This is a genomic window from Paractinoplanes pyxinae (assembly GCF_026626335.1).
Lineage (GTDB): Bacteria > Actinomycetota > Actinomycetes > Mycobacteriales > Micromonosporaceae > Actinoplanes > Actinoplanes pyxinae.
In genome coordinates, this window is record NZ_JAPNTZ010000008.1 from 281,135 (window position 1) to 303,245 (window position 22,111).

The 22,111-nt window shown below is 71.6% G+C and carries 18 protein-coding genes and 1 pseudogene; 9 read left to right on the top strand and 10 right to left on the bottom strand.

What is annotated here, in order from left to right; all coding sequences use genetic code 11:
* Positions 1 to 50: 50 nt before the first annotated feature.
* The gene (locus tag OWR29_RS24090) at positions 51 to 917 is read right to left on the bottom strand and encodes an alpha/beta fold hydrolase (protein ID WP_267565460.1); all 867 of its coding nucleotides are present in this window, start codon (positions 915 to 917) and stop codon (positions 51 to 53) included.
* A 119-nt stretch (positions 918 to 1,036) separates the two neighbouring features.
* Here OWR29_RS24090 and OWR29_RS24095 point away from each other — a divergent pair, with 119 nt between their 5' ends.
* Positions 1,037 to 1,393 (top strand): ArsR/SmtB family transcription factor, encoded by a 357-nt coding sequence (locus OWR29_RS24095; protein ID WP_267565461.1) that lies wholly within the window; start codon positions 1,037 to 1,039, stop codon positions 1,391 to 1,393.
* Positions 1,386 to 2,021, top strand: a complete 636-nt coding sequence (locus OWR29_RS24100) for an SRPBCC family protein (RefSeq protein ID WP_267565462.1) — start codon at positions 1,386 to 1,388, stop codon at positions 2,019 to 2,021. The genes OWR29_RS24095 and OWR29_RS24100 overlap by 8 nt, the downstream gene beginning before the upstream one ends.
* On the opposite strand, the gene OWR29_RS24105 is transcribed toward OWR29_RS24100, so the two are convergent.
* From OWR29_RS24105 to OWR29_RS24125, 5 genes and pseudogenes are all read right to left on the bottom strand, one after another.
* Complete coding sequence (locus OWR29_RS24105; protein WP_267565463.1) at positions 2,022 to 3,395, bottom strand: ABC transporter substrate-binding protein; 1,374 nt, start codon at positions 3,393 to 3,395, stop codon at positions 2,022 to 2,024.
* Positions 3,392 to 4,333: a carbohydrate ABC transporter permease gene (locus tag OWR29_RS24110; RefSeq protein WP_267565464.1), complete on the bottom strand. Its 942-nt coding sequence runs from the start codon at positions 4,331 to 4,333 to the stop codon at positions 3,392 to 3,394. Before OWR29_RS24110 ends, OWR29_RS24105 begins: the two co-directional genes overlap by 4 nt.
* 9 nt (positions 4,334 to 4,342) lie before the next feature.
* The gene (locus OWR29_RS24115; RefSeq protein WP_267565465.1) at positions 4,343 to 5,242 is read right to left on the bottom strand and encodes a carbohydrate ABC transporter permease; all 900 of its coding nucleotides are present in this window, start codon (positions 5,240 to 5,242) and stop codon (positions 4,343 to 4,345) included.
* 9 nt (positions 5,243 to 5,251) lie between these two features.
* The gene (locus tag OWR29_RS24120; protein ID WP_267565466.1) at positions 5,252 to 7,393 is read right to left on the bottom strand and encodes an alpha-galactosidase; all 2,142 of its coding nucleotides are present in this window, start codon (positions 7,391 to 7,393) and stop codon (positions 5,252 to 5,254) included.
* Positions 7,394 to 7,485: 92 nt separating this feature from the next.
* A pseudogene (locus OWR29_RS24125) lies at positions 7,486 to 8,446 on the bottom strand (SDR family NAD(P)-dependent oxidoreductase).
* 72 nt (positions 8,447 to 8,518) lie between these two features.
* On the opposite strand from OWR29_RS24125, the gene OWR29_RS24130 reads away from it, so the two are divergent.
* The 6 genes from OWR29_RS24130 (at position 8,519) to OWR29_RS24155 (ending at position 12,464) form a co-directional block, all read left to right on the top strand.
* On the top strand, positions 8,519 to 9,478 hold the full coding sequence (locus OWR29_RS24130; protein ID WP_267565467.1) for an AraC family transcriptional regulator: 960 nt from the start codon (positions 8,519 to 8,521) through the stop codon (positions 9,476 to 9,478).
* Between the two features lie 148 nt (positions 9,479 to 9,626).
* The gene (locus tag OWR29_RS24135) at positions 9,627 to 10,481 is read left to right on the top strand and encodes a P1 family peptidase (RefSeq protein ID WP_267565468.1); all 855 of its coding nucleotides are present in this window, start codon (positions 9,627 to 9,629) and stop codon (positions 10,479 to 10,481) included.
* 123 nt (positions 10,482 to 10,604) lie between these two features.
* Positions 10,605 to 10,832: a zinc-ribbon domain-containing protein gene (locus OWR29_RS24140; RefSeq protein ID WP_267565469.1), complete on the top strand. Its 228-nt coding sequence runs from the start codon at positions 10,605 to 10,607 to the stop codon at positions 10,830 to 10,832.
* Between the two features lie 71 nt (positions 10,833 to 10,903).
* Entirely contained in the window at positions 10,904 to 11,392 is a 489-nt protein-coding gene (locus OWR29_RS24145; RefSeq protein WP_267565470.1) for a hypothetical protein, read from the top strand.
* A gap of 38 nt (positions 11,393 to 11,430) precedes the next feature.
* Positions 11,431 to 12,123, top strand: a complete 693-nt coding sequence (locus OWR29_RS24150; RefSeq protein WP_267565471.1) for a hypothetical protein — start codon at positions 11,431 to 11,433, stop codon at positions 12,121 to 12,123.
* Positions 12,120 to 12,464, top strand: coding sequence for a transcriptional regulator (locus OWR29_RS24155; RefSeq protein ID WP_438872645.1), 345 nt, complete (start codon positions 12,120 to 12,122; stop codon positions 12,462 to 12,464). The genes OWR29_RS24150 and OWR29_RS24155 overlap by 4 nt, the downstream gene beginning before the upstream one ends.
* 3 nt (positions 12,465 to 12,467) lie before the next feature.
* Here OWR29_RS24155 and OWR29_RS24160 read toward each other — a convergent pair whose 3' ends face one another.
* A complete protein-coding gene (locus OWR29_RS24160; protein WP_267565473.1) occupies positions 12,468 to 15,470 on the bottom strand; it encodes an FtsX-like permease family protein in 3,003 nt (1,000 codons plus the stop codon).
* Positions 15,467 to 18,406, bottom strand: a complete 2,940-nt coding sequence (locus tag OWR29_RS24165; RefSeq protein ID WP_267565474.1) for an FtsX-like permease family protein — start codon at positions 18,404 to 18,406, stop codon at positions 15,467 to 15,469. Before OWR29_RS24165 ends, OWR29_RS24160 begins: the two co-directional genes overlap by 4 nt.
* Before the next feature lie 83 nt (positions 18,407 to 18,489).
* On the opposite strand from OWR29_RS24165, the gene OWR29_RS24170 reads away from it, so the two are divergent.
* Positions 18,490 to 19,359, top strand: a complete 870-nt coding sequence (locus tag OWR29_RS24170) for an LLM class F420-dependent oxidoreductase (protein ID WP_267565475.1) — start codon at positions 18,490 to 18,492, stop codon at positions 19,357 to 19,359.
* Positions 19,360 to 19,362: 3 nt separating this feature from the next.
* Here OWR29_RS24170 and OWR29_RS24175 read toward each other — a convergent pair whose 3' ends face one another.
* Together OWR29_RS24175 and OWR29_RS24180 are read right to left on the bottom strand one after the other, a co-directional pair.
* Positions 19,363 to 19,914, bottom strand: a complete 552-nt coding sequence (locus OWR29_RS24175; protein WP_267565476.1) for a hypothetical protein — start codon at positions 19,912 to 19,914, stop codon at positions 19,363 to 19,365.
* Positions 19,915 to 19,958: 44 nt separating this feature from the next.
* Positions 19,959 to 22,052 carry a sensor histidine kinase gene (locus OWR29_RS24180; RefSeq protein ID WP_267565477.1) on the bottom strand — a complete coding sequence of 698 codons (2,094 nt, stop codon included), beginning with the start codon at positions 22,050 to 22,052 and terminating at the stop codon, positions 19,959 to 19,961.
* Positions 22,053 to 22,111 lie beyond the last annotated feature (59 nt).

A 22,111-nucleotide genomic window follows, 5' to 3' on the forward strand; every position in this document is an offset into this window, starting at 1 on the left:
GGTTATCGATCTTCATGATCGACCCTCCGGCCCGGGGCGGCAACCGGAGGCTACCGGCGGATATTCGCCACGATCGCATCGATGATCGGGGTCCACAGCGGCTCCGGCAGGTCATGCCCCATACCCGGGAAAGTGAGAAGTGAAGCCCCCGGGATCGCGTTCGCCGTGGCCCGGCCGCCGCTCACGTTGATCAGCGGGTCGTCCTCGCCGTGGATGACGACCGTGGGCACGGCCACCGAGGCGAGCCCGGCCGTGCGGTCGGGCGAGGCGACGATCGCCGCGTACTGCCGCTGGCCGCCGGCCGGGCGGTAGCTGCGCTCGTACTTGGCCGTGGCCCGGCGGCGGATCTCGGCTTCCTCGGTGGGGTAGCCGGGCGAGCCGATGACCCGCGACGAGGCGATGGCGCCGGCGATGATCTCGTCCGGGGTGGCGGCGGGCGGGCGCATGAGCGCGGCCGCGGCCTCGGTGGTCGGGTGCCCGACGGTTCGGTCGCCGGTCATCGACATGATCGAGCAGAGGCTGGCCACCAGGTCGGGGTGGTCGATGGTGAGCTGCTGGGCGATCATGCCGCCCATCGAGGCGCCGACCACGTGCACCGGCTCGATCCCGAGCTCTTTGATCAGCCCGGCCGTGTCGGCCGCCATGTCGCTGAGCTGGTACGGCGCGGTGGTCAGGTCGCCGCCGAAGATGGCGCCGAGGTCGGGCGGGGGCAGCTCGTCGAAGGCGGTCGACAGCCCGGCATCGCGGTTGTCGAACCGTACGACATGGAAACCGCGACCGGCCAGCTGCTCGACGAACCGGGCCGGCCAGTCGATCAGCTGCGCCCCCAGCCCCATGATGAGCAGCAGGTCCGGATCGTCAGGGTTCCCTGTCGTCTCGTACCTCAGATCGATACCGTTGGCCCGCACGTCCGGCACGTCATTCCCCTTCCCCGGCGCTTCCTCGATCAGCATGCCGCATGCGCCTGTGCCCGCCATCGGCGGAACCACCTATTTCAGCACTGGCTTATATAAGAGCCAACTGATAATGTACGGCTGTGCACGCGTTCGATGTTCTCGGTGATCCCGTCCGTCGGCGGATCCTGGAGCTGCTCGCCGAGGGTGAGCAGAGCTCCGGGGCCGTCACCGACGTGATCCGCGCCGAGTTCGGCATCTCGCAACCGGCCGTGTCGCAACACCTGCGGGTGCTGCGCGACAACGGCTTCGCGACCGTGCGCCCGCAGGGGGCCCGCCGCCTGTACGCGGTCGACGACACCGCGCTGCGCGAGGCCGACGCCTGGCTGGCCAAGTTTCGCCGGTTCTGGGCTCCTCGCCTGGCCGCCATGGAGACCGAGGTGGCCCGGGGCAAGCGGCAGCGACGTATCCAAGCAGATGAGGGGAAACGCCATGATTGACGTCGATCGCCAGATCAGCCAGGTGCGCCGGCAGCAGGGCCGCCGCACGCTCGAGGCCGGCGAGGCCCGCGTACAGACCATCAGCCAGGTCTACGACACCGACATCGAAGACCTGTGGGACGTGGTGACCAACCCCGAGCGGATCAGCCGCTGGTTCCTTCCGGTCGAGGGCGAGCTCAAAGAGGGCGGCAAATACCAGCTCACCGGCAACGCGGGCGGCACGGTCACCCGGTGCGACCGGCCCAGCGGTTACTCGGCCACGTGGGAGTTCGCCGGTCAGGTGAGCTGGATCGAGGTGCGGCTGACCCCCGAGGGCGACAGCACCCGGTTCGAGCTCGAGCACGTCGCCCACGTGGCCGACGAGTGGTGGGACCAGTTCGGCCCCGGCGCCACCGGCGTGGGCTGGGACGGCGGCCTGTACGGCCTGGCCAACTACCTGGCCGACCCGGCGGCCGCTCCCGACCCGGCCAAGATGCAGACCTGGCACGAGACCCCGGAGGGTCAGTCGTTCTATCGGCAGTCGAGCGACGCCTGGGTCGAGGCCTCGATCGCCGACGGCGCCGACCCGGCGGCCGCGAAGGCCGCCGGGGAGCGCACGTACGCGTTCTACACCGGCCAGGAAGTCTAGTTATTGAGCGACCTTGAACAGGTCGTTCAACTGATCGTTCAGGGTGCTCAGCGACGACACCGGGGCGTCGCCGATGTAGACCGCGTCCATGCGAGGCTGCATGAGCGCGAGAATGTCGGCGGCGTTGCTGGTGACCGGGAAGAGGAACGTCGTCTTGTCCTTGACCTGATCGGTGAACGGGGTGACATCGAGCTTGCGCTCGTCGCGGTTGAACGCGATCGCCTTCTCGGTGCCGGCCGGCCGGGCCGGGAAGACCACGCCGGACTCGCCGATGATGTTCTGGCACTCCTCGCCGCTCATGAACTTGACCCACTTGGCGGCGTTCTCGGGTTGCTTCGACAACGACGTGACCGAGTCGGCCAGGCCGTTGAACATCGAGGCTCGCTTGCCGGTGGGCCCGATCGGCGTCGGCGCGATGCCGATCTCGAGCTTGTTGCCCGCGGTGTCGGTCAGGCCGGTGAAGGTCGAGATCTTCCACGAGCCGTCGAAGGCCATGGCGGCCAGCCCGGACTGGATCTGCTTGTCCGGCCCGACCGGGTTGTTGCCGCCGATCTCGGCGAAGCTGGGCATGTAGCCCTTGCGGGCCAGCCCGAAGTACCAGGTGAGGGTGTCCTGGAAGGCCGGCTGATCGAGGTTGAAGCGGGTGCCCCACGGGTTGCGGTCGGTGACCTGCCACCCGGCGCTGCCGGTGAAGTTCGACCACTGGGTCTGCCCCCAGCCGCCTCCCCCGGCCCCGTCGGAGCCTATGCCGTACTGGCGTACGTTGTTCTTGTCGAAGCCCTGCTCGTCGCCCCGGATGCCGTTGGCGTCGACCGTCAGGTGGGCGACGGCCTTCTCGAAGGTGCCGCCGTCCTGCGGGTTCCACGTCAGGTCCTTCAGCGTGGCCGGATCGATGCCCGCGTCCTCGAGCGCCGCCGGGTCGTAGAACATGGCGATGGTGTCCCAGTCCTTCGGCGCCCCGTACCGCTTGCCGTCCTGGCCCTTCCACAGCTCGGCCAGGCCCTCCTGATAGTCGCCGTCGTTGATGTCGGCCGTGGGTGGCAGATCATCGAGCGGGCGCAACACGTTGAGGTCGACGAACTGCGCGAACTTGGCCAGGTGGTCGGTGAAGACGTCGGGCGCGGTGTCGGCGATGAAACCGGCCGTCAGCTTCGACCAGTACGTGTCCCAGCCGTACTGGGAGATGTGCACCCGCAGGCCCGGATTCTCTTTCGCGAAGGCGTCGGCGCATTTCTGGTAGCCCGGCTGCTGGCCCGAGTCCCACAGCCAGTATTCGATGGTTCCGCCGCCCGCCTCGGTGGGGGCGTCGGCGCCGCTCCAGCCGCATCCGGCGACGAGAACGGCGGACAGCAGTGCCGCGAGTCGGGTTCTCATTTGATCCCACTGAATCCGATCGAGTTGACGATCCGCTTGGCGAAGAACAGGAACAGGATGAGCATCGGCAGGGCCGCCACCAGCGTCGCCGCCATCAGGCCGGACCAGTCCGGCCCGGTCTGCGGGGTCTGCGACTTGAAGACGCCCAGCGCTACCGTCAGCACTCGGGAACGGTCGGTGTAGCTGACCATGAGCGGCCAGAAATAGTCGTTCCACGAGGTGATGTACGTGAGGATGGCCAGGGTGGCCAGCGGGGCCGACGACATCGGCAGGATCAGGCGGAAGAACACCCGCACCTTGGACGCGCCGTCCACATGGGCCGCCTCCTCGACCTCACGCGAGATGCCCAGGAAGAACTGCCGCAGGAAGAACACCGCGAACGGCGTCATCAGCATGGTCGGCAGCGAGATGCCGAGCAGGGTGTCGACCAGGCCGAGCTGCTTGATGAGCACGAAATTGGGCAGCAGCGTGAAGATGGCGGGAATCATCAGCCCGGCCAGGAAGAAGCCGAACACTTTCTCGCGGTGCCGCCATTGCAGACGGGCGAACGCGTACGCCGCCATCGCGCTGAAGAAGACCTGGCCGGCCGTGATCAGGGTGGAGACGAGCACCGAGTTGGCCAGGTAGTGCCAGAAGTTGATCGGCTGCCCGGCCCCGCCGGCGTCGATCGCCTCCTGCCCCGTCTGCAGCCCGAACACCCGCTGGAAGCCGCCCCACGACGCGTCGACCGGCAGCAGGCTGTCCGATCCCGCGTACAGGGCGTTGTTGCTACTCAGGGCCGTGCGCAGCATCCAGTAGAAGGGGAACAGCGACCCCAGGATGACCAGGATCATGAAGACCCAGGCCAGCGCCCGGCCGAAGTTGAAGCCGGGTTTGGGGGCCGGTTGATCCGCGGTGACGGTGGCCGGCACGGCGACCGGCGTGGTGGCAGTGGCCATCGTGCCCTCCTAGGCCAGGTCGGATTGCTCGGCGCGGGTCAGCCGGTACTGCAGGAACGTGATCACGATGAGGACCACCAGGAGCGCGACCGACATGGCCGAGGCGTAGCCGAACTGGAAGCGGCCGAACGCCATGTCGTAGATGTAGTACTGCAGCACGCGGGACGAGTCGACCGGCCCGCCGCGGGTGGTGACGGCGACCGTGTCGAACACCTGGAACGAGCCGACCACGGTGATGATGAGCACCAGGGCCAGGATGGGGCGCAGCAACGGCAGCGTGATCCGCCGGAACATGGTGATCTCCGAGGCGCCGTCGGTGCGACCGGCCTCGTACAGCGTCTCGGGAATGGTCTGCAGCCCGGCGAAGATCAGCAGGGCCGTGTAGCCGACGTGCCGCCACACGTTGATCAGCGCGATCGTCGGGATGACCCAGTTGCTGTCGGCCAGGAAGGCGATCCGGTCCATCCCGATCATCTCGAGCACCTTGTTCCCGATGCCCAGCTGGTAGTCGAGGATCCACAGGAAGACCAGGGCGGCGACCACGTTCGAGACCAGGTACGGGGTGAGGACGATGCCGCGCAGCCAGGTGCGCTTGGTCAGCCGCTGCATCATCACCGCGATGCCCAGGGCCAGCGCCGTCTGCAGGGCGATGTTGATGACCACGTAGTAGACGGTGACCTTGAGCGAGTTCCAGAAGACCGGGTCCTGCACCATGCGCACGTAGTTGTCGAACCCGTTGAACTCGGGCGGCGTGAGCAGGTTGAACTTGGTGAAGCTGAGGTAGATGCCGCGCAGCGTCGGCCAGATCATGAAGACCAGGAAGCCGACGAGCGCGGGCGCGATGAACAGGATCGCCAGTCTGGTGTCGTCCTTGGGTTTCCTTCTCAACTCCGGGGTTGCGGTGGCCATGTGGTCCCCTCACAGGGCGTCGGCGCGATACAGCACTACTTGATCGGGGTGGACCCGTGGAGCGGCCGCGCCCACATGCTCGAGCGCGAACCCGGTGAGTGCCAAGCCCGCCTCGCTCCACCACGGCGGTGGCTGCGCGGCGGGGCGAACAGGGCGCAGACGGTAGAGCCGCTGCGGGTCGAGACCGCGGAACCGCAGGCGGGCCGGCGGATCCGGATACGGGCTGTCCATCGTCACCATGGCGATGAGCGCTGATGAGCGATCGTGCGCGACGACGCCATGAACGAGCACGTCTTGTCCGTATCCGTCCATGCGCACCAGGTCGCCGCTGAGCAACAACCGGCGGTTCTGCTTGAAGAACGCAATCCACTCGGCCAGCTCGTGCCGCTCTTCCGGGGACGCGGCGGTCAGGTCCCACTCGATGCCGAGGTGGCCGAAGATCGCCGTGCCGGCCCGGAAGTCGAGGTCGTGCCGGCGGCCGGTGACGTGGCTGCGGTCCGAGGCGATGTGCGAGCCGAGGTATTCCGGCGGCACGAGCTGGCCGGTCCAGCGCAGCATGTGCTGCCGGTCGTGCGGGTCGATGTTGTCGCTGACCCAGATGCGGTCGGACCGGGTCAGCACCTCGAGGTCGACCCGTCCGCCGCCGGACGAGCACGACTCGATCTCGAGCATCGGGTGCGCGGCCCGGATCTCGTCGAGCAGCCGGTAGAACGCCAGGGTCTGCTCGTGGACGCCGGGTTCGCCTCCGGGCTGGGTGCCGGCGTCGATCAGGTCGCGGTTGTGGTCCCACTTGATGTAGTCGATGGCGTACTCGTCGAGAATGGCGAAGATCTGGGCCCGTACGTGGTCGTAGGCGGCGGGCAGGCCGAGGTTCAGCACCTGCTGGCGGCGCGACTCCACCGGCCAGTCCGAGCGCGCCGCCATGATCCATTCGGGGTGCTCGCGGGCGACGTCGGAGTCCGGATTGACCATCTCGGGCTCGAACCACAGCCCGAACTGCATGCCCAGTTGCTTGACCCGATCGACCAGCGGGTGCAGCCCGTCCGGCCAGACGTCGGGTGACACCACCCAGTCCCCCAGCCCCGAGGTGTCGTCGCGGCGCGAGCCGAACCAGCCGTCGTCGAGCACATAGCGTTCGGCGCCGGCCTCGGCCGCACGTTCGGCCAACTCGAGCAGCCTCGGCAGGTTGTGATCGAAGTAGACGGCTTCCCACACATTGAGCGAAACCGGCCGTTCACTGCTGACCGTTCGCTCACGATCGCGCAAGTGGCGATGGAAGCGGCGCGCAACTTCGTCCAGTCCGTCGCCGTGCGCGGCATAGACCCAGGGCGAGGTGTACGTCTCTCCGCGCACCAGCCGCACCTCGCCCGGCAGCAGCAACTCGCCGCCGCCGAGCCGCTGCTCGCCCGACCAGACCCGTTCGGCGTAGTGGGTGTGGTTGCCGCTCCAAGCTGTATGCACGGCCCACACCCGGCCGCGCGCGAAGCCGAAGCCGGGCTCGCCGGCATGCAACACGTACGCGCTGTCGGCGCCGGTGCGCCCGCGCCGGTTCTCGCGAACGTGCGCCCCGACGGTCAGGGGCAGCCGCTGCGGCACACGTTCGAGGTTGTGCCGTCCGGCGAAGTCGAGCAGTTCCGTGGCCCGGGCGGGGATCGGGAAGGACAGGACCAGATCCTCCAGCGCGTACGGGTCCACGTGCTGGTTGGTGACGGCGGCCCGGGCTCGTACCAGACCCGTCGCAAGCAGCTCGATCTCGATCAGAAGCTCGACCCGGGACGCCTCGTCGGCGGCCTCGACGGTCAGAACTCCGGCGCCCCCGGCCACGTAGCCGCGCGCCGGAACGCCGTACGCGCGAAGGCTTTTGATCTGGAACGAGGGTGACCACCCGACGCCCGACGCCGAACCGCGCAACCCCGGCCGACCCGGCCACCCCGAGCTGTGCTCGGGCAAAATCGCGACCCGGGGCGGCAGGTCGAGCGCGTTGCTTCCGGTGACGGCCTCACCCAGCAACAGAAGCGATCGGGCTTGATCCTCGTCGAGCCCCGGCAGCTCGGGCCCCCAGTACGCGACGACCGGCAAGCCCGGCCCGGTGACGTCGACCAGCAGCGTGATCCCGTCCGCGGTCATGGCGACAATGGCGGCGTCTTCCACGCAACCTCCCAGGGACGGGAGCGCTAAATCGATGTAACCGACATTGCTGCTATGTGTCCGGCATGTCAACCCTCATCGATCTTCCGGCCGGCCTACTCGGCGAGCAGTTTCTCGCTCAGCTCCCACAGCCGCCGGGCCGACTCCGGGTCGAGCGCGTGCGGTGCGGCATCGGAGAGGACGACCGGCTTCTCACCCACCGGCGTCGGCCCCCACGGCGTCGGGTCCAGGGGTGCGACGTCGCTGTTCTTGAGGTAGACGCCGCCGATGCCGTCGAGCAGCGGGCTCGCCGCGCCGAACACGATCGTCGCGGCGGCCTGCTGAGGTGTCTTCTTCTCGTTCTCGGGATCGATGATCGGCTGCTCGTTCTCGTCGACCAGCCCCATCGCCTGCAGCTGCCGCATGCTGAAGGTGCTCTGCTCCATGTGGGCCAGGCTCGACGCGACCGAGATGCCCGGGTGCACCGAGAAGGCCCGGATGCCCTCGCCGGCCCAGCGCCGGTCGAGCTCGACGGCGAACAGGACGCCGGCCGTCTTGGTCTGCCCGTAGGCCAGGTTGCCGTCGTAGCCCTGCTCGAAATGCAGGTCGTCCCAGCGGATGTCGCTGGTGCGGTGCGCGCCCGACGAGACGTTGACGACCCAGGCGCCGTGCGCGGCCCGCAGCGCCGGGTGCAGGGCCAGGGTGAGCTGGAAGTGGCCGAGGTGGAACGCGGCGAAACCGGCCTCGTAGCCGCGGGCGTCCAGGGTGCGCCGGCCGTACGCGTTGCCGGCGCTGTTGATGAGCATGTGCAGCGGGCGGCCGGAGGCGAGATAACGGGCGGCGAAGGCGTCGATCGAGGCCGGCCAGGGTGGCGGCGGCCCGTTCGGTGTCGCGGGCGGCAACCGTTATCGAGGCGCCGGACTTGCTCAGCGCGCGGGTGGCCTCCAGCCCGAGGCCGCCGGCCCCGCCGGTGATGACGACGTTCCGGCCGGTCAGGTCGAGGCCGGCCAGAACGTCGTCGGCCGTCGAAGCGGCGGTGAACGGGGTGCCGAGGGGGTGCTGCTGTTCCGTGGTCATGATTCAACGGTAGGGCGGTTATCCGTACGATGAATGCTTGATCGTGCGCGCTTTCTTTGCGATAGTCCGGGCGTGGATGAGCTCTCGGACCTGTTCGACGTGGTGGAGGCGCGCGGTCAGGTGACTGGCGCGTTCGCCGCGAGCGGGCGCTGGGTGGCCCGGTCGTTCAACCGCACCCCGCTCAAGCTCACGGTGATGGTGCGAGGGCGGGCCCGGCTGTCGGCCGACGGCCTCGACGCGCCCGTGCATCTCGAACCGGGTGACGTCGCCATCCTGAACAACCGGGCCTGGCTCGAGCTCGAAGGCGGCTCCGGCGACGGCCCGGTGCGCGAGATCGAGCCGGAGATCACCGACCTGACCACCGGGCCCCTCACGGCCGACCCCGACTGCGACCTGGTCGTGGGCGGCCGGGTGCTGCTGAACAGGGCCGGTGAGGAGCTGTTGCTGCAGGCGCTGCCACCGGTCGGTCACGTACGAGCGTCGGCGGCCGAGGCGGGCCGGCTGCGCGTCATCGTCGACCAGCTGGTGGACGAGGTGACCGGCGCGCGGATGGGGTCGGGCTTCGCCGTCCGGCAGTACGCGCAACTGCTGGTGCTCGAGGTGCTGCGGGCCTACGTCGGGCAGGCTTCGCTGCCGCCGGGGCGGCTTCGAGTGCTGACCGACGAGCGGCTGCGCCCGGCGGTGAGCCGCATGCACGCCGAACCCGGCCGGTCCTGGAAGCTGGAGGAGCTGGCCCAGGCCTCGGCCATGTCGCGCACTTCGTTCGCCGAGCGGTTCCGGCAGGTCGCGGGCGTGCCGCCGCTGGCGTACCTCAACGGCTGGCGGATGCTGCTCGCCCAGCGGGCGCTGCGCGACGGCGACGTACGGGTCGGGGCGCTAGCGGCCGACCTGGGGTACACGTCGGAGAGCGCCTTCAGCACGGCGTTCAAGCGCGAGGTCGGCGAGTCACCACTGCGGTACCGCACCAGGATCCGCCGCGACGAGGAGCGGTCGCCCAAGGACGATCGCACTCGCTCGGCGCCGCGGTCGTGATGCCGAGGTGCGGTCGTGCAAGACGATCGCACTCGCTCGGCGCCGCGGTCGTGACGCCGGGGTGCGGTCGTGCAAGACGATCGCGCTCGCTCGGCTTCGTGGGCGTGATGCCGTCGGCTGACCCGGCGGATGTCCGGATACTGATCTCATGAGCTTGCTTTCGGCGCGTGGCGGCCACTGGACGTCCGACGGGACCGGGGTCACCGTGATCATTCCGCCGCCGGGGACGGTCGCCTCCGGCGAGGTGCGGGGAGGTGCGCCGGCCACCCGCGAGTTCGCCCTGCTCGAACCGACGCGGCTGGTAGACCGGGTGGACGCGGTGGTGCTTTCCGGTGGGTCTGCGTTCGGGCTGGCCGCCGGCGACGGCGTGATGGGGCTGCTGCGGGAGCGAGGGATGGGCCTGCCCACGCCGGCCGGTCCGGTGCCGATCGTCGTAGGGTTGTCGGTCTTCGACGCCTCAGTGGCCGCGCTGGTCCGCCCGGACTTCGCCGAGGGCGGGCGCCGCGCCGCGCAGGCGGCCTTCGACGGCGTCCCCTTCGAGGCGGGCCGCGTGGGTGCGGGCACCGGCGCCACCACCGGCAAGTGGCGTGAACGCCTCGACCCCAGCGGCATCGGCATGGCCGAAGGCCGGGCCGGCGACGCGTCAGTGGTGGCCCTGGCCGTGGTCAACGCCTGGGGCGACGTCATCGGCCCCGACGGCCGGCCACTGAGCGCGCCGCCCTTCGACCCCGCCGCCGCGCCCGCGGCCGCCCCTTTCCCCACGGCCAACACGACCATTGCCGTCGTGCTGACCGACGCCAAGCTCGACAAGATCGGGTGCAACTGGCTGGCCCAGAGCGCCCACACCGGCTTCGCCCGCGCCCTGCACCCGGCCCACACCCGCTACGACGGCGACGCCGTGGTCGCCCTGGCCACCGGCGAGCTCGAGACCCCGGTCGACCTCGAACACCTACGCGCCGTCACGTCCGAGGTGATGGCCGCCGCGATCCGCTCGACGGCCTGAGACCTCGCCCGGCCGCTGTGCGCGGCGGCCGTCCGCCCGCCGGCCGGCCGCGGATCACGGCCGATCCCGAGCGGCGCGGTCGCTCGGCGGGCGGATTCGCGGGCTTTCGTTACCGTTGGCAAGGTGTTCCTCATCTTCGGTTTTCGCAGCAAGGACAAGATCGTCGGCTCCCGGATCGGGCGGTGCGAGGTCTGTGGCGCCACGGCGGCCCAGACCCTGGTGAAGCGGTCGACCAAGTTCAGCCTCTTCTTCATTCCGCTGTTCCCGGTTCGCCCGGCCCGGCACTTCGTCGTCTGCACCAACTGCGGCCGCTCGCGCGGGGCGATGCGTGAGGAGCTTGTCGCGGCGTGAACGCGCAGCCCAGTGGCGACGCGCCGACGACCGCGTGATCGACTGGCGGACGTGCGGATGAGGGCGGAACCATGAGCGGCGGGCAGGACGAGCGGTTGCAGGCGCGGGTGCGCGAGAGCCTGCCGGGCGGCGAGACTCTGGTCGCGGCCATCTGGGTCAGCCGGCCGGACGGGCAGGCGTCGGCCGGGATGTCGCGCAGCGAGATGTCGCCGTGGCGGTTGCGGCGGCCGCAGCGCGAGGTTCCGGGGGCTCGGCGCGGGGTGAACGGGCGGCCGCGCAGCCGGGCCGTCGAGCTGGACGGGCACATTCAGACCGTCAGCAATCCGAGGGTGCTGGCCCGCACCGATCGGCGGATCCTGCTGCTGGCGCCGGGTGTCGGTTCGTGGCGTGACCTGCTCCGGCCGTCCGAGGGGCCGCTGCGGTTGCGGTGGGAGTGCCCGCGTACGGACCTGTCCGCGGCCACCGAGCAGTCGGGGCGCCTGCGGCTCGACTGCACCGACGGCTCGTACGTGACCCTGTTGACGCCGGCCGCCCAGGTGCGTCCCTTCGTCGAACTTTGATGCTGGCGCAAATCGGTTTGCTGTGGAAACCTATTGGCATGACCGCTAACTCGCTGCCTGCTGCCGGTGATCCGCGCCGGCTCCTGTCGGACATGCGCACGCTCTCCCAGCGCGTGCGGGCCGACCAACGCATGACCTGGGTCGCCCTGCTCGTGCTGGCCGCCGCCACCTTCGCCGCGATCCCGTTCGACTGGTTCGGCATGGACGTGACCTGCCTGCCCGACGGTGGCTGCCAGTTCGCCCGCGACGGCATGCTCTACTACTGGATCCCGGCCATGCCGCTGATGTACGCGGCCATCGCCTTCCTCTACCTGCGGGCGGCCCGGGCGCGCGGGCTGGGCGGCCGGGTCCTGCCGTACGCGATCACCGGCGCCGTGACGACGCTGGTGTTCCCGGCCGCGTGGCTCGCCGTGACGACGTACTTCTCCAACCACCCGTACCCCGACCAGCCGCTCCCCTACTGGTGGTTCGTGCTCGACCGCCTGGTCATGCCGTGGGGCATGATCGGGGTGACGCTGCTGGTGCTGGCCTGGCTGGAACGCAACGTCGCGCTGCTCGCGTTCACCGTCGGCTACCTCGCTCTGGTTCTGCTGGTGCTGCCGATGAACTACGGCTTCAGTTCAGGGTTCTTCAGCATCCGGGCCGCCATGGCGGTGCCGCAGCTCATCGTCGGTGTGGTGCTGCTGCTGGCCGCGTTCGGCTTCCGGGCCGCCGGCCGGCGGCGGCGGTGACCGCCGTGACCGGCGCCGAGGAGCCGGAGCTGGCACACCCGGTCACCGGCCTCGACGAGGTCGTCCACCAACGCGTACGGCTGGGAATTCTGACCATCACGCACGAGGCCCGCCGCGTCGAGTTCGGCTATCTGCGCAGCCAGCTCGAGCTGACTGCCGGCAACCTCTCCAAGCATCTGAGCGTGCTCGAGGAGGCCGGCCTCATCGGGGTCGAGAAGGGCTACGAGGGCCGGCGCGGCCGCACCTGGATCACGCTCACGCCGGCCGGCGTCACCGCCCTGAACGAGGAGATCGGCCGCCTGAAGCAGCTGATCGCCCGGGTGGAGACGACGGACGGCTGAGCGTCAGGAAATTCGGCGCAGGGTGCGGCGGCCGGCCAGGACCGCCGCCCCGGCCAGCAGGACGACGGCGGCCACTGCGGTCAGCACCATGGTCGGCAGCCGGGGCCACTGGGCCAGCGGCAAGGCCGGCGGATCGAGCCCGGCCAGCGGCAACGCCCATCCGGTCAGCCACCACCCCAGCGCCGAGACGCCCATCCCGGCCACCACGGCGACGACCACCAGAACCGGGTAGGTGTACAGGGTGGCCTGCCGCAGCGCCGACCGGGACAGGCCCTGCCCGCGCAGGGCCGACATGTCCTCGACCCGGCGTTCCCGGTCGACCGCGGCGGCCAGCACGAGAGCCCCGGCCGACAGGGCGGTGGCCAGGGCGGCCACCATCACGTAGAACCACAGCGCGATCGCCGGCCCCTGCTTGTCCAGGCGTTCCTGCACCTGGGAGGCGCGGATGTCGGCGGTCACCGTGACACCGTGGGCGGTCAGGCGGTCGACGACGTCCTTGGGGGCCCGGTCGTTCAGCCAGACCATCGCCGTGCTGCTCACGGCGCCGTCGGTCGACAGGCGGTCGGCGTAATCGAGGTCGGTCAGCACCGCCGGCGAGCCCGCGCCCGGGACGGCCGGCAGCGACGCCCGCACGTCGACGGGTGTCGACCGGGCGTCCAGGTTCTCCACCGCCGGCAGCGCCGTCAGCCCCGAGACGGCCACCGGCAGCGGGTACGGCGCCGAGGCAGGATGCACGAACATGCCCTCGGGCAGGCCGTTCAGCGAGGTCACCTCGATCTCGAGGCCGCCCGACGAGGCCGCCCCTATCCGGCCGCCCTCGGAGGCGCGCCACGGCGCCGGGTCGTTGAGGACGTCGGACGGCACGCCGTTGATGCTGTGCACGGTCAGCACGCCGGTCACGTCGAGCGTGCCCTGGCCGCCCGCGATGCGCAGCACCTTCAGCGTGCAGCCCTTGGCGCAGGCGGGGACGCCCTGCTCGTACGTGTTGCGCCCGTTCCGCAGCACGCCGAGCTCGGCCAGCTCGTCGTTCCCGCCCTCGCGGGGCGACAGCACCGCGGTCAAAGCGACCGCCTTGCCCGACGGGAACTGGGCGCTGATGTCGAATGTGACCTTCGCTCCGTCCACGTTGACCGTCGGGGCCGCCGCCGGATGCAGCTGCCGCGCGATCTCGCCCGCGGCCGGCCCGGTGGAGGGCCAGGCGGCCACCGCGTCCAGCCGGGTGGTGTCCACGCCGATGGTCGTCGGCGCGCCCGGGTCCGACGGCAGCTTCACGGCCGCCATCGCGAACTTGCCCTCGGGGTCGGCCGCACGCACCGCGGCCAGCAGGTTCTGCCGCCCGGTCTGGCCCAGCTGCAGCACCCGCGTCGCGCCGGTGCCCAGCGTGGCCTCGGCCGTGCGCCCGGTCGAGGCGACGTCGACCGCCGCGGCCGCGTACCCGATGACCGCCACCGCCGCCGTGAGCAGGGCGAACAGCCGTACCGCACCCGGCCGCCGGGAGAGCTGCAGCCCGGCCAGGGCCACGCCGAGCCGCCCCCGCCGCAACGCCCGCCGGCCCAGCACGGTCACCAGCGGCACCAGCAGCCGCGCCGCGACCAGCGCCCCGGCCACCAGCACCAGCGCCGCCGCGGCCGTGCCGACCCCGCGCAGCGCCGACTTGAGCTGCACCACCGCGACCACGGCCAAAACGACCACAACGAGCTCGGCCGCGATGGCCCGCGCGCTGTTCGGCACGGCCGGCGCCCGGCGCAGCAGCTCGGCCACCGGCGTGGCGATCTGCCGCCGCTCGGCCATCAGCGCGGTCAGCAGGGCCGCCCCGGCCGCGACCGGCGCCCAGCGCAGCGAGCTGAGCCCGGCATCGGCCCCGACACCCGGGAAGCGCCAGGCCGCGAACGCGTTGACCAGCAACTGCCCGGCCAGGCAGCCGACGATCGAGCCGATCAGGATCGCCACCACGTTCTCGCCGGTGGCCAGCCACCAACGCTGGCCCCATCGGGCGCCGCGCAGCGCCACCACCGCCAGTTCGGGCCGGCGGCCCTCGGTGCCGTAGCCGACGGCCAGGAAGATGGTCAGGCAGGCCAGCAGCACCAGCGCCACGGCCAGCACCGGCACGATCCGGTGGCCGGCGGCGCGTCCCGATTCGATGCGTTCAAGCACTCCGGGCAGCTGGCTGTAGAGGTCGACGCCGCCGCCGAGGGCCGTCACCCCGGTCTGCACCTCGGACAAACCCGTGCGTACGGGAGGAAGTTTGTCGACGGCCAGGGCACCCGGCTCGGGGTAGGCGTCCAGACCGGTGTCGACCGCCCCGCGGTCCATCGCGTGGATGGAGGCGCTGGTGACGAACAGCGGCAGGCCCGCACCGGCCGGCAGGTCGACGCCCGGGTTGAAGAACCCGCGGCTTCCCCAGTAGACGTCGGCCGGGTCGGGCACCTGGTACAGGCCGGCCACCAGGAATCGTTTGGGCGTGCCGTTCTCGACGTAGAACGCCGGTCCACCGCGCGGGATGACGCGCAGCCCGAAGGTCAGCGTGATCGGGTCGCCGGTCTCGATCTTGAGACGCCGGCCGACCTGCTCGGGCAGCACGATGTCGGACTCGCCGATCAGGCAGCGCCCGGAGACCATCCGCAGGTGGTCGCAGACGTCCTGGCGGTAGGCGAACCGGCTCGCGTACGAGATGGACGGCTCGATGCCCATCGCCGCGTATTCCATCGAGTAGACGTAGTGGAAGCCGGGCAGCCCGGCCAGCGCCGTACCGCTGCGCTCCAGGTCGGGACCGCTCGGGGGCGCGCCCGGCTTGGCCTCACGCTGGTCTTTCTGGAAGGCCCGGATCGCGACGGCCAGCTCGTTCGGGGCGGCCGTCTCGACCTGCCCCGCCGCCACCGCGCGATCCGCCGCGCGCAGGTAGGCCGGCGCGGCCACCGCGGCGGCCACCCCGAACAGCGCGAGCAGCGCCACCGTCAGCGTCTGTCCCCGGCGGGCCCACACCATGGCCAGCACCAGGGCGATCATGAGAGTTCCCCGTTCAGCCGCCGCACCGACAGCCACGTCGTCAGGCCGAGCACGACCACGGCGACCACGGCCGCGATGCCGAGCGCGGCCGGGCTGAGCGCGCCCGGCGGCGGGATCACCCGCCAGCCGTCCGGGAAGGGCGGGGCGGTGACGTCGGCGATCGGGCGGGCGGCCAGGGCCGCGGCCAGCCCGCCGAGCAGCCCGGCCAGCGCCACCGAGCCTGCACCGGCGTACGCGGTGATCAGCGCCGTGCGGCGGGACAGGCCCTGATGGCGCAGCGAGCGCAGGTGCTCGAGCTGGGGCTCCCGGTCGACGGCGGCCGCCACCGCGAGCAGGCCGGCCGCGATCAGCCCGGCCAGGGCCGCCGCGAACAGGCCGAACGACGCGGTGACGACCGAGCTGTCGGCGGCCAGTTCGTCGACCCGGGCCGCCGCCGTCCGGTCGTCCAGAACCGGCAGCCCGATGGCGTCCACGACGGAGGCGGGCGCGTCGGCGGTCAGCCACACCTGCAGCGTGCCGCCCTGGTCGGCGTCGCCGGCCACGCGGCGGGCGGCGTCGAGGTCGGTCAGCACCCCGTCGGCCCCGATTACCGGCAGCACTCGCGCCGCGGCGGTGACGCGTACAGGCGTGGCCACGTCGCCGAAGCGGCCCAGCGCCGCGTCGTCGAAGAACCACTCGGCCGGCGGCCGCCCCGCCATCACAACCGGCAGGGGCAGCGGCGAGTCGACGACGGCCACCTTGGTTCCGCCGCCCGGGTTGGCGCTCAGCGTGAGGCCGGCCGGGCCGGTCGAGATGCGCACGGCCTCGGTGCTGAAGTCGCCGCGCCAGCGGGTCACGTCGCGCAACGCCGCGGTGCCGACGATGGTGCCCGACGGGTTCTGCTGGGTCAGCGAGCGGATGGTGAGCGCGCCCGGGCCGGACCCCTCGGGGGTGAACAGCTCCCAGCCGACCAGGCGGCAGCCGGGCGCGACGGCGCAGCCCGGCACCGCGGCCGACACCGACTGGGTGCCCGGCCGGATGCCGCGGAACTCCAGACGTACGCCGGCGCCGGTGCCCTCGTGCTGCAGGATCGCGCCGAGCAGGGTGATCGTGCGCCGCTGGCTGGTCACCGAGACGGTCAGCCGGTTGCCGGTGATCAGCGGCAGCAGGGCCGGCGGCTTGGCTCGCAGGGCGTCGCGGGGCCCGTACTCGGGTCGCCAGGTGGCCACGGCGGCGAGCCGGCTGCTGTCGACGGCCAGCACCGGCGGCGAGCCCCCGGGATCGACGACGGCAGCCATCGCGTACCGGCCCGCCGGGTCGGCCTGGCGCACGGCGTGCAGCAGCTGCGTGCGGGTGGGCGCCGAGACGGTCAGCACCCGGGCCGCGCCCAGCTCGACGTCGGCCCGCTCGACCCGCTCGGTGCGCCCGGCGGCGAAGGTGCCCACGGTCAGCGCCATCAGCGCCACGCTCACCACCACCAGGGCGAACACCCGGTCGGTGCCGGGTTGGCGCGAGACCCGTACGGCGGTCAGCCCCAGCCGCACCCGGCCCGCGCGCAGGGCCACCGCGCCCACCCGGTCCGCGATCCGCCGCAGCAGCCGGGCCAGCAGCAGGCCGACGGCCAGCGCGACCAGGGCCGGCGCCACCACGCCGAGCCCGGCGCCGCCGGACCGGGCCTGATAGACGGCCCCGCCGGCCAGCGCGATCAGGGCCAGGTCGACGACGCCGGACCGCCAGTCCCGCCGGGCCGACGGCACCCGCCGCAGCAGGGCCGCGACCGGCGCCCGCTGTTGCAGGGCGTCCACCGCCAGCAGCACGAGCAGCGCGATGCCGAGCACCACGATCACCAAACCCAGCGACAGCAGCAGCGCGACCCAGAGCTCCACGCGGACGGGCAGGCCGCGGGCCAGCGGCCAGGCGATCAGGAACCCGGCCACCCAGCCGGCCAGGCCGCCGCCGACCAGCGGCAGCAGGTGCTGGCTGAGCGCCAGCCGCAGGATGCCGCGGGCGGTGCTGCCCCGCAGCTTGAGCAGCCCGGCGTCGGCCCGCCGCTCGCGGCCGGTGAAGCGCCCGGCCAGCCCGATCGCGAACCAGGCGATGACCGCCACCTGGCCCAGCGCGACGGCGACGCCGGTGGCCACGGCGATGCGTTCCTCCCGCACCCGGTCGACCAGCGGGCCGGTGGGGGCGGACAGCTGCAACTGCTGCGCGGCGAAACGGGGCGCCGCGTGGTTGACCAGCCCGTTCAGGTCGTACGCGCCGTCGCCGCGCAGCAACGGCAGGGGAACCTCGACGTCCCACGCGTGGACCGGGCGGGTCAGCGTGGGATCGCGGAACGTCTCGAGCGAGGTGAACAGGGGGTCGAGCGAGCCCTGGGCCCGGAACAGCTTGTCGCTCCAGTACGGGCTGCCCGGCTCGACCGGCTGGTAGACGGCGGCGACCCGGAACGTGATCGGGGTGACCGAGGTGGCCGGCCGCACCCGGAACGTGTCGCCCGGCTTCAGCTTGAGCCGGGTGGCCGAGTCGGTGCTGATGGCGGCGTCGTTGGCGGCGGCCGGGCAGGCGCCGGTCAGCTTGGCGTGCTGGCAGAAGCCGTCGCGGTACGCGATGGGCAGGCCGGTCGAGGCGCCGGTCGCGCCCGGATAGATGTAGCTGGCGTCGGCGACCGCACCCAGCACGGGAGTGGCGTCGGGAACGGGCAGCAGGCCACGCGCGGTGGCGTCGAAGTCGTCGAGCGCGCCGCGCGGGTCGTCGGTGCCCTCGCCGGCCTGGCGCACCAGGATGACGCGTTCCTCGACCGGGGCCGAGGTGACCACGTTGCCGGCCGAGCGCGACGACACGGTCATCCCGTACCACGCGGCGCAGCCGGCCGCCGTCGCGAGCAGCGCCGCGAGCAGGCCGACCAGCAAGGCCGGGCCGGAGCGCCGCCGGACGGCGCCCAGGGCGATGTAGTACATCCGTTCCGTTCCCCCGTTGTTCGATCCACGGACACTCTCGTACCGCCGATCGCTTTTGCCAAGCGTCGATTAGGTTGAGGTCCATGAGCGTACGTTTCGGGGTGTTCGTGCCCCAGGGCTGGAAGATGGATCTGGTCGAGATCGCCGACCCGGTCGAGCAGTACGAGGCGATGACCCAGGTGGCCCGGGTGGCCGACGCCGGGCCGTGGGACGCGATCTGGCTCTACGACCACTTCCACACCGTGCCCGAGCCCACCCAGAACTCGGTCTTCGAGTGCTGGACGGCCACTTCGACGCTGGCCCGCGACACCAGCCGGGTGCGGATCGGCCAGATGGTCGGCTGCAACGGCTACCGCCAGCCCTCCCTCTACGCCAAGATCGCGTCGACCGTGGACGTGGCCTCGAAGGGCCGGCTCATCGCCGGGCTGGGCGCCGGCTGGTACGAGCACGAGTGGAAGGCGTACGGCTACGAGTGGAAAGACGTGCCGCAGCGGATGAGCGAGTTCCGCGAGGCCGTCGAGATCGTCCACAAGATGTGGACCGAGGACAACCCGGTCTTCCAGGGCAAGCACTACTCGATCGACGCCCCGATCAACCAGCCCCGCCGCAAGCCCCAGTTCTGGCTGGGCGGCGGCGGCGAGAAGATCACGCTGAAGCTGGTCGCCCAGTACGCCGACGGCTGCAACGTGGGCGGCGGCGACCCCGAGGTGGTGGCCCACAAGCTGAACGTGCTGCGCGCCCACTGCGACAAACTGGGCCGCGACTTCGGCGAGATCACCAAGTCGACCACGATCGAACTCGACCTCACCGAGTCCACGGCCGACACCATCGCCCGGGTCGAGAAGGTCGTCGAGGCCGGCGCCGACTACGTCATCTTCTACATCCCGCGCGTCGCCTACGACCACGCTCCCCTGCACCGCCTGGCCGAGGAGCTGGTCCCGCAGTTCCGCTGACCCTTACTGAGCCGGCGCCTCCTCGGTCACCAGACGGCGGTTGTCCTCGCCCGAGCTGACCGAGAGGGCCCAGCCCTTGACCGACTTGACCCGCTTCGACGCCGTCACGGTTTTGCCCTTGGTGGCGTCGGGGCAGGGCTGGCCCTTGTCGGGCGGCACCGAGGTGCCCGAGATGCCGAAGCTGGCGCCGGTGATCCAGAAGCCGACCAGCTTGCCGCTGTAGCCCTGGGCGGTGCCCCGGCCCTTGTCCAGCACTGCGGCGTTGCGCAGCTCGTAGCGGCCGAACTCGCGATAGTGCACCACCGGGAAGGGCGTCTTGCCGCACGAGACCGTGTACGTGTCGTTCGTCCAGAAGTCGTGGTTGAAGACCAGCCCGGACGTCTTGGCCGCCAGCGTCGCGTCGTTCCAGCCGAAAGCCTTCTGCAGGTCGCTCCGGGCCACGTAGCCCTTCATCGTCTTCGGGTCGTAGCTGACCGCGGCCGCGGCGGGCGTGGCGACGCCGGCGGTGGCGACCAGTGTCGCTCCGGCAACGGCGAGACGGCGAAGTGCGTTCATGGTGCTCCTCCAGCGGCGCGGATCTTCGGAACTAACGATCATGGTCAGTCGTGGGATGCGGGCAGGACGACGGTGAAGACGCTGCCCGCGGTGGCGGCCGGGGCCGCCGAGATGTGGCCCCCGTGCGCGTCCACGATGGCCTTGGTGATGGCCAGGCCCAGGCCGGTGCCCTTGGTTCCCTTCCGTACGGCGTTGCTGGCCCGGAAGAAGCGGTCGAACAGCCGGTGGTGCTCGCCGGGCGGCACGCCGATGCCCGTGTCGGCCACCTCGATCACGACGTCGCCGGTGAGCCGGGCCGTCACCGTGACCGCGCCGCCCTCAGGTGTGTACTTCACGGCGTTGCTCACCAGGTTGTCGAGCACCTGCCGCAGCCGTACGGGATCGGCCAGCACCGGCAGGTGGCGGGGCGCGTCCACGGTCACGGTGAGCTGCTTGGCCTCGGCCGCGGGCCGCTGGGCCTGCACGGTCTCGCGGATCAGCCGAGCCGCCGACAACGGCTGCGGATCGATGCTCATCTGCCCGGCCTCCAGACGGGCCAGGTCGAGCAGGTCGTCGACCAGGTGCTGCATGTGCGTGGACCGGCGGTCGATCACCTCGGCCAGGTGCCGCTGCTCGCCGGTCAGCGCCGGGTCGTCGAGCAGCGTCTCGCTGTAGCTGCGGATCGCGCTGAGCGGGTTGCGCAGCTCGTGGCTGACCATCCCGACCAGCTCGTCCTTGACCCGGGCCAGTTCCAGCGCCAGCTCCTCGGCCCGCCGCCGTTCCATGTGCCGGCCCAGGTGCGCGCACACGCCGTCGAGCAGGTCGAGCACGTCCGGGTCGGGTTCCAGCGGTACGGCGGTGAAGAACAGCAGTACGCCGAGAACCCGGTCGTCGGAGCGCACCGGCACCCCGATCGCGCTGTGCAGCCCGGCCGCCCGTACCTGGGCCGCGCGCAGCACCGTACGGGGATCGTCGAGCACCTCGGGCAGCCACAGCTCGCTGTCGCTGGCCCAGATGTGCCCGGCCAGCCCCTCGCCCCGCCGCACGTGCTGCGGCCGGTCGGGGATGCCGTGGCCGGGGGCCGCCCACGACCCGACCCGGGTGATGGCGTCCGTGCCGATCTGCCAGAACTCGCCGACCGCCCACTCCAGCCCGGCGCCGACCGCCGCCACCGTACGGTCGGCCGCCTCGCCGGCGCTGTGCGAGTCGGCCAGTCCGCGCGCCACGGCCAGGCGCACCTCGCGGAACGTCTCGGCCCGCCGCTGCTCGGTGATGTCGTGCATCGCCACCACCGCGCCCAGCCGCTGGCCGTCGGGCGTCTCCAGCGGGCGGGCGTTCACCGTGAACCGGCGCGGCGCCTCACCGGCCGGGGCGATCACCAGCTCGGCGTGGTCGACCCGCTTTCCCGCGTACGCCTGGGCCAGCGGCACCTCGTCGGGCCTCAGCAACGTCCGGCCGTCGGGGTGGTAGAGGTCGTAGGCGCGGGGCCAGTCCTCCGCCGGCAGGTCGGCCGCGCCGGTGCCGTGGATGTCGCGCAGCGCCTGGTTGAACAGGGTCAGGCGGCCGTCCTCGTCGCACGCGCCGACCCCGGTGTCCAGGCTGTCCAGCAGCGCCTGCAGGAAGGCTCGCTCATGCTCGTCGCCCTGCTCCAGCCGCTCGCGCAGCCGCTTCTCGGAAGCCGCATGCGCCATCTCGGACTCGGCCGCGGCGGCCAGATCCTCGATGAGCAGCAGTTCGCGCGGTTCCCAGTCGCGGGGCCGGTCGTCGAGCACGCCGAACGCGGCCAGCGGGTAGCCGTCGGGGCTGCGGATCGGAAATCCCGCGTACGCGATCACGCCCCCGGCCGTGGCCGGGTGCCCGGCCACGCGGTCGTCAGTGCGCGCGTCGCACACCAGCACCGGCGCGTCGGAGTCGACCACGAGCCGGCAGAACGTGTGCTCGGCGGGCGGCCCGGACTGCCCGGCCACCGTGCGACTGTCGGCGCCGACCAGGGAGACGACCGCTCTCGCCGTACGCAATTGATGGGCCGCGGCCCGGGCCAGCCGATCCAAGGAGGGATAACGGCCCTGGCCGAGCATCCCGGTCTCGCCCAGACGCCGCAGCCGGACGGCGTCGCTGAGCCGGCCGTCCGCACCGGTCGTGCCCGCTGTCGGCCCCACTCTCTCCGCTTCGGCCGGGCCGCCGCGAGCCTGAGCCGGAAAACGGAAGTCGTCGCTCG

Coding starts and splice junctions, on each gene's coding strand:
- OWR29_RS24145 (WP_267565470.1), top strand. CDS start 10,904: ATGAGCGGCGGGCAGGACGAGCGGTTGCAGGCGCGGGTGCGCGAGAGC.
- OWR29_RS24100 (WP_267565462.1), top strand. CDS start 1,386: ATGATTGACGTCGATCGCCAGATCAGCCAGGTGCGCCGGCAGCAGGGC.
- OWR29_RS24165 (WP_267565474.1), bottom strand. CDS start 18,406: ATGTACTACATCGCCCTGGGCGCCGTCCGGCGGCGCTCCGGCCCGGCC.
- OWR29_RS24105 (WP_267565463.1), bottom strand. CDS start 3,395: ATGAGAACCCGACTCGCGGCACTGCTGTCCGCCGTTCTCGTCGCCGGA.
- OWR29_RS24110 (WP_267565464.1), bottom strand. CDS start 4,333: ATGGCCACTGCCACCACGCCGGTCGCCGTGCCGGCCACCGTCACCGCG.
- OWR29_RS24115 (WP_267565465.1), bottom strand. CDS start 5,242: ATGGCCACCGCAACCCCGGAGTTGAGAAGGAAACCCAAGGACGACACC.
- OWR29_RS24170 (WP_267565475.1), top strand. CDS start 18,490: ATGAGCGTACGTTTCGGGGTGTTCGTGCCCCAGGGCTGGAAGATGGAT.
- OWR29_RS24160 (WP_267565473.1), bottom strand. CDS start 15,470: ATGATCGCCCTGGTGCTGGCCATGGTGTGGGCCCGCCGGGGACAGACG.
- OWR29_RS24175 (WP_267565476.1), bottom strand. CDS start 19,914: ATGAACGCACTTCGCCGTCTCGCCGTTGCCGGAGCGACACTGGTCGCC.
- OWR29_RS24135 (WP_267565468.1), top strand. CDS start 9,627: ATGAGCTTGCTTTCGGCGCGTGGCGGCCACTGGACGTCCGACGGGACC.
- OWR29_RS24150 (WP_267565471.1), top strand. CDS start 11,431: ATGACCGCTAACTCGCTGCCTGCTGCCGGTGATCCGCGCCGGCTCCTG.